Here is a 14,470-nt window from a genome sequence, read left to right as displayed (position 1 = left end):
GTCACCTACTTAATCTTTGATACTATAGCGTTCCACTCACCTAAAGTTTGTACTTCTATTATTTCTAATCCATTTTCTATTAGCGCTTCTTTTACTTCTTCAACTTTTGCATGTATTATTCCTGAAGATATAAATACTGCATCTTCTTTCATAAAGTTCTTTATATCTTTAGCTAATATTTTTATTATATCTGCTATTATATTTGCAACTACTATATCAGCTTTATCCTTAACTACTTCCATTAAGTTTCCATGCTTAGCAACTACTGTTTCTTCTACATTATTTAATTCTATATTTTCTTTAGATACTTTTACAGCAACTTCATCTAAATCAACTGCTAAAACTTCTTTCGCTCCAAGCTTTGCAGCAGCTATTGCAAGTATTCCACTTCCGCATCCTATATCAAATACTTTAGACTCTTCTTTAACGTACTTTTCTAATTGTTGTATACACATACTTGTTGTCTCATGAGTACCTGTACCAAATGCCATTCCTGGATCAAGTTCTATTATTAAATCACCATCTTGCGTATCGTACTCTTCCCAAGTTGGTTTAACAACTACTTTTTGCCCTATCTTTGTTGGCTTGTAGTAATTTTTCCATTCATTTGCCCAGTCTTCTTCATCAACTTGTGATAATTCCACAATAGCATCACCTATGTCTATTCCGAACTCTTTTAACCCATCTATTTTTTCTTTTATTATTTTAATATCGTCAGATACATCTCTTTCTTCTGTTATGTAAGTTTTTATTATAACTCCATCATATCCGCTATTGAATATTTCTTCTTCTACAAAATCCCAGTCATATTCATGTTTCTTTTGGAATTTAAAATCCTTAGGGTCTTCTATAGATACTCCCCCTACATTTTGTTCATATAATATATTAGTTATAGCTTCAACTGCTTCAGTTGTAGTTTTAATTGTTATTTCTGCCCATTTCATTTATAAAGCACCATCCTTATGTTTTCGTATTCTTTTCGTAAATTTTATTATATCATAATTATTATTATCTTTAATACCATTCTTTAATCTATTTTGCAATACTTATACAACTACTTTCTTATTATATTGTTTTATTTAGTAGTTTTTAATTCTATTAATTTGGGTATTATATTATAATAAAATAAATTACAATTAAAAAAGGAGATTTAATATGGCTGGAGATAAGATAATATGTCATTGCAAACAAGTTAGCTACATAGATATAAGAAAGGCAATGATAAAAGGTGCTCGTACTTTAGATGAAATAAAAGAAATGACTGGTGCTGCTACTGGATGTGGTCGATGTGCTGGTGAAATCGAAAAAATATTATCATCTGTTTGTGGATGTAAGGGAACTTCTCTTGAAGATGTTGTTAACGCAGTAAAAAATGGTGCTGATACAACTGACAAAGTTGCAGAAATAACAGGAGCTGGTTCTGGGTGTGGTAGATGTAAGGCACTTGTTGAAAATATAATAGAATTAAAAAGATAATAAAAAAGAGTGATTTAATCACTCTTTTTTTATATTTGTACAAATATTTTTAGTTTTTATCTATATTCACAACTACCTTATCATTTTCAAATTTTCTTACAAGCTTATTTGTTCCGTTTAAGTTTATTTGAACTTCATCATATATTTTATTGTATCCATTTTTAATTAAATCGATGGTAATATTTAATTTATGAGAGTTATTAACTTTAATACTATATAAATTATATTTTCCATCTTTATATTCAAAAGATTCTCCATCATCTTGATAGTGGTGATATTCAAATTTACCTTCTTTAACTGTATGTACATCTAAAATTAATGTTTTTATGTCTTTTTCTCCTATATAACTTAACTCTGGAAAATTAGGTATTATACTTCCTTCTTTTATATACATAGGACATATTTCTAATGGAGCTTCTTTTATTATATATTGACCACCTTCAAAACTTTCTTTTGTCCAATAATCTATCCAATTGTCCCCTTTAGGTAAATATATCATTCTTGCTTTTTTACCTTGTTCAAGTACAGGAGCAACCATTATACTTTCTCCAAATAAAAATTGATCATTTATCTCGTATGTTTTGTCATCTTGTTGATAATGTAAAACTAAAGGCCTTATTACTGGAAGTCCATCTCTCTCTCCTTTATAAAAAATATCATATAGATATGGAATTAGTTTATATCTTAATTTTATATATTTTCTATTTATATCCTCTGTTAATTTATCAAATGCCCATGGTTCTTGGTCTCTTGAATATATTGTTGTATGATTTCTAAATAAAGGTGTGAATGCTCCTACTTGTACCCATCTACTTAAAAGTTCAGGTGTACAATCATATCCAAATCCCCCAACATCAGTTCCACAAAAAGAAAATCCACTTAATCCTAAATTCATAAGCATTGGTATACTCAATCTTAGATGTTCCCATGTACTTTGATTATCTCCTGTCCATACAGTTGAGTATTTTTGAGTTCCTGAATATGCAGCTCTAGTTACAACAAATGGTCTTTTATTTATAGACTCTTTTATTCCTTCATAAGTTGCTTTATCCATCATATGACCATATACATTGTGTATTTCTTTGTGTTCTACAATATTACCATCTTCATTAAATTTTATATCATCTGGTAAAGGACCATTAAAACTTGCTGGCTCATTCATATCATTCCATATTCCTGACACTCCATAGTCTAGCATTATTCTTTGGTTATTTGCCCACCAACGTCTCACATCACTATTCATAAAGTCTGGAAATACTGAGTTGCCAGGCCATACCCAGTTAGTGTAGACTATTGAGTTTTTGTCAGTTGCAAAATATCCATTTTTTAAACCTTCATCATAAATTTTATATCCTTTGTCTACTTTTACACCAGGATCTATAATAGTAACTAGTTTAAATCCTTCATCCTTAAGTTTTTTTATCATTTTTTTAGGATTAGGAAATTTTTTATTATCCCACGTAAATACTCTAAAGTCATCCATATACTCTATATCTAAATATATAGTGTCACATGGTATATCTTTTTCTCTAAATTTTTTAGCTATATCAATTACATTGCTCTCTGGACAATATGCCCATCTACATTGTTGGTATCCTAGTGTCCACAACTGAGGAAGTGGTGTTGTTCCTGTTAAATTTGTATATCCTTTAACTACTTCAGTTATACCTGGACCATAAATAAAATAATAGTCTATGTTTCCATCTACAGATGCAAAATAATAATATTTAGAGTTTTCTTTACCTAAATCAAAATGAGTTTCAAAGGTATTGTCAAAAAATATTCCAAATGCTTCTTCATCTTTCATCGATATAAAAAATGGTATTGATTTATATAGTTTTTCATATGTTTCTCCATGTGGACTTGGATCATCTGTATTCCAGTTTATATAGTGACACCCATTTTTATTTAAGTGACCTGTCTTTTCTCCGAATCCATAAAAATATGTATTATTTTCTAATTTTTTAGGAATAAATACTTTATAGTCCATATGCTCAGTTGGCTTATGACCTTCTTGAGCTGCTATATCTAATCTTCCTGCACAATTTTTTATAAATGGATCTCTATTACCTCTGTAATCTTCACAAATTATTTTTCCTTTTTTATTATATATATCGACTTTAAATTCATCATAAATTTTTATAACCAAATTATCTGTTGTTATTTCTATATAACTATCTTGCTTTAATACATCTATATTACAAGGTTCTACTATTAAATTTTCAATAGCATTCGATTTTTGATTTTTCCTAAAATTAGGGACAAAAAAGTTTACTGTAGAGGAATTTATTATAGTTATTTTTGTTTCTAGTTTCTCATATTTAATTTTTATAATGTTTTTATCAACTTTGAAATTTTTCATTTTACCAAACATAAACTTAACCTCTCTTTACTAAAATATTATAAGCTGATGTAAATACTTACATCAGCTTATATAATTCAACACAGGATATTAATATCCCTACATATTTTTTATACACTTTAACTTAGTTGTTCATTATATGTATCAATTTTAGTTTGCTTCAATTTAGAAAATGCATCTTTTAAGTTAGATTCTACTTTTAAAATTTCTTCTTTTTCAACTTCTACCATATTAACTACATTTTTAGATTGTTCCAATATAGCTTCAAATTCCTTATCTACTTTTCCTAAGTTTTTATATTCATTTTCTATATTTTCAATTGTACTATTTAATTGAATTAAAGCTTGTTTATTATCTAGTACAGTTATTTTTTCAGAATCTAATCCAAGCACTTCAATTTCATAAATCCTAGTTGCTCCACCTGTTCCTTGTTCTGATTTGTTTATCTTTACTCTTACATATCTAGCTAATTCATATCCTAAATCATCTTTTGATACAGCATTAGTATTTCCTTTTATATCCTTTATATCTTTCCATACTTTCTTATCTTTGCTAACTTCTACTGTATATTCAGATGTGTTCATACTAGCAGCTTCTCCACCTGCTTGTGCATGGTTCATACGTAATTCTTTTATTGTCATTTCTTTTCCTAAATCAACTTCTATCCAATTTCCCTTTTCTCCAAATGCACACCACTTACTATTTAGCTTTCCATCAAAAGCAAATTTAGCTGCTTCATTATCATTTACTTGTGTATTTGAAACTGCGTCTTTGTTTAGTGCTAAATTCTTTAAACCACCTTTAGCTTGGCTACTTACAACTATAAAATCTTCTTTTTTATTTATTGTTTCTCCCGCAGGATTTGATGATATTTGAGTGACTGTATACACTCCTGGTTTATCGAATTTAACAGTTACATTTTCACCTTCTAATTCTTCATTTTTATGTAAGCCTTCTATTTTCCACTTAACTTTATTTTCAGCTAATGATTTATCAGTTAATGTTATTGATTCTCCTGGTGCTACTATAGGAGCACTTACTTCAAAGTCAGCCTTAGGAGCTTCTAACTCAGGCCACTCAACTGTTATCTTAGATTCATTTTGTAATTCACTCTTATTCGTTTTACTTACTGGTCTAACTATAAAGCTTGTCTTAGTATCTATTGTAAGTTGTCTTTCTATATCATTTATATAAAAAGCATTAGTTGGAGTAGCACCTACAAGTTCTTTATTTCCATTTCCATCTTCCATATAGATTTCATAATGACTTACATCCTCACTACCTTTATCCCAAGTTAATCTTACATTTCCATAGTAATTATCTATTACTTTAAAATCTTCAACCTTTAAGTTTGATACTTTAGAAACCTTGTTCCCTCTATTTCCATCTGTTATTGACATTTCGCCTAAATTTAACTTAAATTTATTTGACTTAGCATTTCCTTCTACAACTAAAGAAATTTCTTCTAGTTCTTTCCCCTCATATTTGCTTAAAGATGTCTTTGCATTTATCCATTCACCATTTTTCTTAGTATCTAAACTAACAGTATGCTTTTTATCATTTATAACTAGTTCTAATTTAAGCTTTGCTTTATCATTATTAGTTTTATATTTCAATGATATATCTGTATCTGAAGTTAAATTAAGCTCTGAAGCATATAGTTTTATTGTACTTTTCCCACCTTTTTCTATTTTACCTCTAAGTGCAATTGAATTCCCTCCATAGTAACTTTCTGTATAATCTACATCTGCGCTTATATTATTCTTTTTATTGTCTATTATCCATCTATATGTTGGCATTACATCCATCATACCTCTATGGTTCCATTCATCACTAGATACAGTATTTCCATTTACATTAAAGAATTTCCCATTACCCATAGAGAAGTTAGTTACAAATGGTAATGATGTAACAGGGGATTTTTCTACTATATAATTAGATATACCTTTCCAATCCTCTTCACTATTTTCTCTAGGGTCTCCATTTTCATTTACCCAAAATCTATTTTCTTTTTCTAAAAATTCATCAAAGTCTTTTGCTGAATCAAAAGTCCAAGAAGGACAATATAATCCTAATGATGTATTTGCATTTTTTCCTTCTGGGAATAAATAATCCCATTTAATTTTTGTATTATATCCTTCAGCTTGAACATCTACACCTGCATATAAATCATATGGACTTCTCTTCATTTTTTTTGCTATTTTAGCAGACTCATTCAATTCTTTCCCTGTTACTGTATATGGTATCCTATTTTGAGTATTAGCCGGATCTACTGCTGAATATTTCTCATTAGTCCACCAGAAATTTAAAAACATACCATCTGATAAAGGTTTCTTGTTAGTTCCAAGAAAATTTTTGTTATAATCGTTCAATCTATTTTGCCAAAAAACTCTACCATCATCTATCATAGAATCATACCAAATGATTTCCATATTATCTGGTTTGATTTTTTGAAGATATGCTAAAAACTCTTTCATTGATTTCCCTAATTCTGGTTTAAGTGTTTCCCTGTCCCCTGTTTCTTGATTTATAAACCATCCATCAAAATTGTAATATTTAGCTACTTCTACTAGTTTATCTGCCATTGGAAATGTTCCATCATCATTTTTCTGTAAAAATTCTTCCATCCATTCATATCTTCCTCCATATTCTAATGGTGGGAAGAATACTGTTCCAAGCACTGGTACTCCATTAGTATGAGCTGCATCAATTAAGTCTGCACTTGGACTTAAAATTAATCCTTCTCCGGATGATCCACCCCATGCAACTAAAGTGTCTACATATTGCCAATAGCTAAAGTTGTATCCATCAAATTGGTCTTTTCCTTGAGATGGAGTTGCACTTGTAGTTTTATTTGCTATAGCTAGTGATATAACTTTTGCTTCATCACTTTGAGATTTTTTTTGTTTTTCTCCATCAGTTCTTTCTTTAAGAGGTACTGTCCCTACATTAAATTTTGCATCTTTATCTGTATTTGGGCTCCATTTTAAAAGTTCATTAGGATACCAATAAGAAGAGAACGGCTGTCCATTTTTTTCTTGAGTTGCGATGTCTGATTCTAAAATTGCATAACTAGTATTTGGAACTGCTGAAAATATTAACATTGCTGCTATTGCTGATGATAAAATTTTTCTGTGTTTCATTGTATTTCCCCCTTAGTTTTTGATTTATTTTAATAAATTAATTAACTATTTATTTCTATTTAGGAAGTTGTATAATGCACCTATTTTTCCTGAGTCATTTTGGAATTTGCATGTGTCTAGTTTTACAAATTTTAGTATATCTTTATTTAAAAGAATTAGCTTTTCTTCTATTTTTTCAATTAAATCAGGCCTCGCACTAACACCCCCACCTAATAAAACCTTTTCCGGAGCAAAACTATAGACTATATTATGAATTCCTAAAGCTAAAGAAAAATAAAAATCTTCTATTAAATTTTGTACTTCTCTATCACCTTCATTAGCAAGTTTGAACACTTCTACTCCATCCAATTTAGATTTCTTTAATTTATTTACTCTTGAAATCAAATTATATGTAGAACCTAATCTACTGAAACTTTTATCTTCTATGCTTTTAAGTTCCGATAATCTATGTTCTAGTATATTTATTCCAAACTCTCCTGCCATGCCCCTATGACCTCTATACAATTGGTTATTGATAAATACACCTCCACCTATACCTGTTCCTATAGTTATACATACAAAATTTTTATTATCAACTGCATTTCCCATATACTTTTCAGCCATTGCAACACAGTTAACATCATTATCATAAGCAGCATCTAATCCTGTATGTTTTTTTATATATTTATTTAAATACATACCTTCAAGGTCTGTTACTTGTCCCATAAAGTGTATATACCCATCATCATCTATACCTCCTGGAACACTCATTGCTACACCTTCTAATTGATATTTATCTTTAAATTCATTTATAATATCTAGTAAAATTTTTTGTGTCTTTCCATTTCCTTGTTCTGGGGTCTTACATGAATAAGACTCCAACATCTCTCCTTTATTTGTCATTATGCTATATTTTATAGCAGTCCCTCCAATATCAAACACTATATAATACATATAAATACCCTCTAATTATCTATTTTTATTTTTTAATCTTTAATTTTTAATTTTAAAACAACTTTCTATATTTAATGTCTTAAAATAAACGCTACATTATAACTAAAAACCATTATTCTTTATTAAATCTTTAAACCAATATGCACTCTTTTTAGGAGTTCTTTTATAGTTATTGTTTAAATCTATTTCTACAAACCCATATCGATTTTTATATGAATTTAACCATGACCAATTATCCATAAATGTCCAAAGATGATATCCTCTCAAATTGCACCCTTCTTCTATTGCCTTATGTACCCACTTCAAATGTTCACTTATAAACTCTATACGATAATCATCTTCTATCTTTCCATCTACTTTAAACCTTTCTTCTCCTTCTACGCCCATTCCATTTTCAGATATATAAAAAGGTATATTTTTATAATTATCTCTTATATTTATTGATAAATCATATATGCCTTTTTCATAGATTTCCCAACCTCTATGAGGATTTATTTTTTTACCAGGCATGTCATAAAAATCAAAAAATGATTCTGCAGTTAAAGGATCTCCATCCTTAATTTCACTTTCCTTTGCTTTTATTCTTCTTGGTTGGTAATAGTTAACTCCTAATAAATCTACTGTATTATGTTTTATAATTTCTAAATCTTCACTTTTGTAAATAGGTAATAAATTCTGTTCTTTTACAAATTCTATTAATTTCCCAGGAAATTCCCCTAGCACTGATGGGTCTAAAAATGAACGATTTAATATTAAATCCGCTATATTTGACGCATCTAAGTCTTCTTTGCTATTACTTCTGGGATACGATGGAGTTAAATTGATTATTATACCGATTTGGCCATCTTGATTTGATTTTTTATACTCCTTTATAGCTAATGAACTTGATAACATTATGTGATACCCTACCTGTACTGCTCTTTTAAAATCCACTACTGCTGGATAATGATATTCACCTAAATATCCGCACTCTACTGGAACAATTGGTTCATTATGAGTAAACCATTTCTTAACTCTGTCTCCAAATATATCAAAACAAGTTTTAGCAAACTTTTGATACAGTATTACAACTTCTCTATTTTCCCACCCACCAATATTTTGTAAATACATCGGCATATCAAAATGGAATAAATTTATAAAAGGCTCTATCTCATTTTTTATCAGCGTATCTATTACATTGTTATAAAATTCAACGGCTTTTTCATTTACGCTTTGATCTTCATTTATAAGTCTTGACCAGCTTATAGAAAATCTAAATGAATTATGTCCAAGTTCTTTCATAAGTGCTATATATTCTTCATACTTATAATAAAAATCACTTGTATCATGAGGTCCTATTTTGTTATGAAATTTTTCTGGAGCTATTTCATACCAATAATCCCATATATTCTGATTTTTTCCATCTATATTGTATGCACCTTCCATCTGAGTCGCTGAAGATGCACTTCCCCACCAAAAATCTTTCGGAAACTTGTAGTTCATTCTTATCCTCCATACATCTTATAAATTTAAGTTCTTAACAGTATTAAAATTTCTATTTCTAAAAAAGAGTGTCTATTATGATTAATCACTATGAGACACCCTTTTAATTTTTTATTTTATTATTCTTTTTACTTTTTAACTTTTATTCCGCAATAGTCTAGTACTAATTCACAGAACATCATGTTTGCCCACGAGAACCAATCTCTAGTAAATTTACTAGGGTCATTAGGGTTAAATCCTTCATGCATTAAATATGTTCCTGCATCTGTATTTTTCATAATTTCTAACAATTCTCTTTTTTTACTTAAATCATTTGTAGTTAAACCTTGCATTGCAAGTGATATATGCCATATATATCCTTCTGGAGTATGTGGACTCCCTACACCACTAGCATATTTACCAATATGAAACTCAGAATTTTCTGTGCTTAATATAAAGTTTCTTGTATTTACATATTTCTCATCAGTCGTATCAGCATAACCTAAATAAGGTATTGCCAATAAGCTTGGTAAATTGGCGTCATCCATTAAATTATAATTGCCTAGTCCATCAACTTCATAAGCATACATTTTTCCAACCCTAGCATGATTGTATACTGCAAATTTTTGTATTCCTTCATTAATTTCATCTCTTAGTAATTTTGCTTTTTTAGCTAATTCTTTATCTTCTAAAATTTCAATCGCTATTTCACTTATGTAATCTAGGACTACTACTGCAAACATATTTGATGGAACTAAGTAACTATAGGTACAAGCATCATCACTTGGTCTAAATCCACACCAAGTCATACCAGTTTCTTTATGTACTGGACCTTTTCCACTTCTAGCTAGTGTATCTAGTTGACGACAATCAAGTCTCTCAAATGTATATGGAGAATTATCTTCATGATTTTGTTCAACTTTCCATAAATCTATTATTTTATTTACTGCGTCTTTAAATGTATTGTTGAATTGAGTTGTTCTTCCAGTATTTTTATATAACAAATAGCTTAATTGAATAGGGAAACATAATGAATCTATTTCATATTTTCTTTCCCATACATCAGGCTTCATATCCGTTAAATCAGTTTGATGACCTTTACCATTTGATATCTCATTAAATGCATTAGCATACGGATCAACTAATATGTATCTAAATTGCCTTTCTACTAATCCTTCTATCATATCTGCTATTTCTTTATCTTCATTTGCAAGTACTAAGTATGGTCTAATTTGACAAACAGAATCTCTTAACCACATAGCAGGAATATCCCCTGTTAATACATATGTAGTATTGTCATCCATTCTTTTTACAGTTGTGTTGATAGTATTTAAGAAACATTTTTCAAACATCTCCCCTATTTTAACATCATCTTTAAAATTTTCTTTTACTCTGTCTATTAATCCATTTAGTGATTTATACATTGTATCCTCCATAACATACACAAGGTATTCTACTACTATTTTAGTTGCAGAATACCTTGCACATTGTTTAATATATATTTGAAAATATTAGTAGTTATCTATTTTTAATCTGCCATCCAAGCGTCATATTGAGTTTGTATTTCAGCCATAACTTTATCTAATCCTGCTGAATCTAACTTCTTATTTAATTCAGCTAAATACTTATCTGTATCTACTGAACCTGTAAATAATGGAGCTTTGAATTCTTGAACTATATTAGATATAGTTGCAAGTTCAGTACTTATCTTTTCTGTATTAACATAGAATCCTAACGTTGGAGATGCTACAGCTTGTTCATTGAATTTTTCATATTGTTCAATTCTATCCTTAGGGTCTGTATCAAAGTTCTTAGTTAAGAATACATTTCCTAAAGCCCAAGATGGCATATTATATGCTTTAGCTTCTTCTGTCTTAGTTATAGTTTTATCTTCATTTGTTTTGTAATGTACATCTTCTATACCTCTATCTATTAAGTTTCTTAAATATTCATCTGTATTTAATAAGTTTAAGAACTCCATAGCTTTTTCAGGATTTTTAGAAGCTGCAGATATTGACATTACTGAACCAGTAACTGAATTGTTTATAGTTAGAGGATCGTGCATTGGGCTATATCCAATTTCATATCCTGCATTTGAAGACCACATTTCTCCTGCACCAGGTGCATATTGCTCTTTTCTAACAAACCAGTTGTCAACACTCATTTCATGTGGATCTGTATCTGTTGCTGCTTGTGGATGAACAAATCCTTTTTGATAGAATCTTCTTAATGTGTCTAAAGTCTTCTTAACATCATCTTGTTCATATATATTTACTATCTTAGTAGTATCACCATCTAAAGCTATACCAAATGGTAAGTTTTCACCTAATAATAAATCATATGGCATATATGGTACAAAGTTAGCTCCAGCTGCCATTGGCATTTTTAAATCTGGATATTTAGCTTTTATTTTTTCTAATACAGGCTCTAAATCTTCTAGACTCTTAACATTTGTCATGTCAACACCGGCTTCTTTTGCCATTTTTTGATTATATGCCCAAACCATTTGCTGACCAACTTCCTTATTAGCTGGAACTCCATATAACTTTCCATTTATTGTTGCACCTTCTAAGAATAGTGGGTTTATTACTTCTTTCATTTCTTTTCCTTGATTATTCATTAAATCACTTATTTCTAAATAAGCTCCTTTTTGCGCATTTAACGCATAATCACTTGCAAAACATATATCAAATGGTTCACCTGAAGATGTTATAACTTGCATTTTTTGACCATAATCACCCCAGTCAACCATTCTTAAATCTAATGTAACACCTATTTTTTCTTTTGTATATTTATTAACTTCTTCCATAACCTTAGCTTGATCTGGTTGTGGAGTACCTATCATATACCATACTAATTGAGTACTATCACCATCATTTTTTACTGCACTATCTTTATCTTTTGAACTTGAGCATCCTGTAAGTATTGTTGTTGATGCTATTGTCATTACTAAAAATAAACTAGATAATTTTTTGAATTTCATAATAAAATCCCCCTATTAATGTTGTTTAAATTTTTAATGTATATTATATATTTTTACTCTTTTACTCCCCCTATAGTTAATCCACTTATAAAGTATTTTTGGAAGAATGGATATGTACATGCTATTGGTAAAGTTGATATCACTACCATTGCCATCCTTACAGACTCTTGTGGCAGGGCACTCATAACTTGACCACTTAGCATTGCATTTTGTCTTATAAACTCCATATTTTTTTCTATTTTCATTAACATATGTTGAAGTGGAACTAGATTTTGATAGTCTATATATAACATTGCGTTAAACCAGTCATTCCAATATGCTAATGTTGAGAATAATGCTATTGTAGCAATACCTGGTAGCGCTAAAGGTATTACCATTTTTATGAAAATTTTCAATTCACTTGCTCCATCTATTCTTGCTGATTCTATAATTGATTCCGGAACAGATTTTTGGAAAAAAGTTCTCATAACTATTATGTTAAATACATTAAATGCTAACGGTAATATCAGCGCCCATATAGTATTTTTAAGCCCTAATACCTGCGTCATTACTATGTATGAAGGCACCATACCTCCACCAAATAACATTGTAAAGAATGCTAAAAATGTAAATTGCTTACGATAAGCAAAGTTTGGTCTAGATATTGCATATGCGTATGTAGATACCATTGTTACATTTACTATTGTTCCTAAAATAGTTACTATAATTGTCACTATATATGATTGAGCTAATGCTCCTCCTGATTCAATTAAATATTTATATGCATCTAAGCTCCATTCTGATGGAAATACTGAGTATCCATTTTGTAATAATGATTGTTCTGAAGTTAAAGAAATTATTATTACGAAGATAAATGGAAATATGCAAGCTATAGAAAATATTGCTAATATTATATTTGCTAATATATTTGTTATACCTGTAAATCCTTCACTATAAGCTTTCTTCTTTTTCTTAGTAAAAAGACCAGGCTTTTTAATTTCTTTTTTTATTGCCGTTGAATCCATATTTGCCTAACCCCTTTCTATACTAGAATAAACCATATTCTGGATCTAATTTTTTAACTAGGAAGTTTGTAGTCATTATTAATACAAATCCTACTACTGATTGATATAAACCTGCAGCTGTACTCATTCCTATATTCCCCATATTCATAAGCCCTTTATAAATATATGTATCTATAACATCTGTTACAGGATATAATACTGCTGAGTTTCTTGGTACTTGATAGAATAATCCAAAGTCTGATCTAAATATTCCACCTATTGCCATTATTGTTAATACTATCATTAACGGTATAAGAAGTGGTATTGTTATATTCTTTATTTGTTGCCACTTACTAGCACCATCTATTCTTGCTGCTTCAAAGTAAGTTCTATCTATACCTACTATAGCCGCTAAATAAACTATACTTCCATATCCGACACCTTTCCATATATTCATAAATACTAATATGAAAGGCCAGTGTTTAGGTTCGCTATACCATGAAACCGGGTCTACTCCAAAAGTTCCAAGTACTGAGTTAAGCATCCCTTTATCAAAACTTAAGAAACTAAATACGAAATAACTAACTATAACCCATGATAAGAAATGAGGGAATAGCATACTTGTTTGATAAATTTTGCCTAATTTTTTATTTGCTATTTCACTAAGTATTATTGCTACAAATACTGCGAATACTAATCCTAAAATTATAAATATTAAATTATATACAACTGTATTTCTTGTTATACGAAATGCGTCTCCACTTGTAAATAAAAATTTAAAGTTGTCTAATCCCACCCATTTACTACTAACTAAACTTTCTATAAACCCTCCAGGACTTATTTTGAAGTCCTTAAAAGCTAATACCGTTCCAAACATTGGTAAATATGAGAAAACTAATAACCATATAGTCCCCGGTAAAACCATTAATAACCATGCCTTGTTTTTCCATAGATTTTTAAGAAATTTTTTCATCAATGCTTCTCCCCTCTCTATACTTATATTTTACCATCAGGCAAATGTTTTCTAAAGTTTACTATTATTAGATTCGCTACACTAATTTTATTAATGTATACGTTTTCCACAAAACTTGTTTAATTTTTTATACTATAAATTAATTTACATAAAAAT

Annotated in this window: 10 protein-coding genes; 1 reads left to right on the top strand and 9 read right to left on the bottom strand. The window is 29.4% G+C overall.

Features of this window, described 5'->3' with window-relative positions:
• Positions 1-5: 5 nt before the first annotated feature.
• On the bottom strand, positions 6-944 hold the full coding sequence (gene prmA / locus BLP75_RS09145) for a 50S ribosomal protein L11 methyltransferase (RefSeq protein WP_092725508.1): 939 nt from the start codon (positions 942-944) through the stop codon (positions 6-8).
• A 211-nt stretch (positions 945-1,155) separates the two neighbouring features.
• Here prmA and BLP75_RS09140 point away from each other — a divergent pair, with 211 nt between their 5' ends.
• Positions 1,156-1,476, top strand: coding sequence for a (2Fe-2S)-binding protein (locus BLP75_RS09140; protein ID WP_092725507.1), 321 nt, complete (start codon positions 1,156-1,158; stop codon positions 1,474-1,476).
• A 49-nt stretch (positions 1,477-1,525) separates the two neighbouring features.
• On the opposite strand, the gene BLP75_RS09135 is transcribed toward BLP75_RS09140, so the two are convergent.
• From BLP75_RS09135 to BLP75_RS09100, 8 genes are all read right to left on the bottom strand, one after another.
• Complete coding sequence (locus BLP75_RS09135; RefSeq protein ID WP_092725506.1) at positions 1,526-3,850, bottom strand: glycoside hydrolase family 31 protein; 2,325 nt, start codon at positions 3,848-3,850, stop codon at positions 1,526-1,528.
• Between the two features lie 107 nt (positions 3,851-3,957).
• The gene (locus BLP75_RS09130; protein WP_092725505.1) at positions 3,958-6,981 is read right to left on the bottom strand and encodes an endo-beta-N-acetylglucosaminidase; all 3,024 of its coding nucleotides are present in this window, start codon (positions 6,979-6,981) and stop codon (positions 3,958-3,960) included.
• Positions 6,982-7,026: 45 nt separating this feature from the next.
• Positions 7,027-7,914 (bottom strand): ROK family protein, encoded by an 888-nt coding sequence (locus BLP75_RS09125; RefSeq protein WP_092725503.1) that lies wholly within the window; start codon positions 7,912-7,914, stop codon positions 7,027-7,029.
• A 102-nt stretch (positions 7,915-8,016) separates the two neighbouring features.
• Positions 8,017-9,396, bottom strand: coding sequence for a glycoside hydrolase family 1 protein (locus BLP75_RS09120; RefSeq protein ID WP_092725501.1), 1,380 nt, complete (start codon positions 9,394-9,396; stop codon positions 8,017-8,019).
• A gap of 128 nt (positions 9,397-9,524) precedes the next feature.
• Entirely contained in the window at positions 9,525-10,799 is a 1,275-nt protein-coding gene (locus BLP75_RS09115) for a glycoside hydrolase family 125 protein (RefSeq protein ID WP_242872415.1), read from the bottom strand.
• Positions 10,800-10,903: 104 nt separating this feature from the next.
• Positions 10,904-12,358, bottom strand: a complete 1,455-nt coding sequence (locus BLP75_RS09110) for an ABC transporter substrate-binding protein (RefSeq protein WP_092725500.1) — start codon at positions 12,356-12,358, stop codon at positions 10,904-10,906.
• Positions 12,359-12,411: 53 nt separating this feature from the next.
• Positions 12,412-13,362, bottom strand: coding sequence for a carbohydrate ABC transporter permease (locus tag BLP75_RS09105; RefSeq protein WP_092725498.1), 951 nt, complete (start codon positions 13,360-13,362; stop codon positions 12,412-12,414).
• Between the two features lie 22 nt (positions 13,363-13,384).
• Positions 13,385-14,314 carry an ABC transporter permease gene (locus BLP75_RS09100; protein ID WP_092725496.1) on the bottom strand — a complete coding sequence of 310 codons (930 nt, stop codon included), beginning with the start codon at positions 14,312-14,314 and terminating at the stop codon, positions 13,385-13,387.
• Between the last annotated feature and the right edge of the window lie 156 nt (positions 14,315-14,470).

Origin of the sequence: Romboutsia lituseburensis DSM 797 (assembly GCF_900103615.1) — a bacterium.
In the GTDB taxonomy this organism is placed as follows: Bacteria; Bacillota; Clostridia; order Peptostreptococcales; family Peptostreptococcaceae; genus Romboutsia_F; species Romboutsia_F lituseburensis.
Note: the sequence above shows the minus strand (reverse complement) of the source record. Positions and strands in the feature narration are given on the sequence as shown.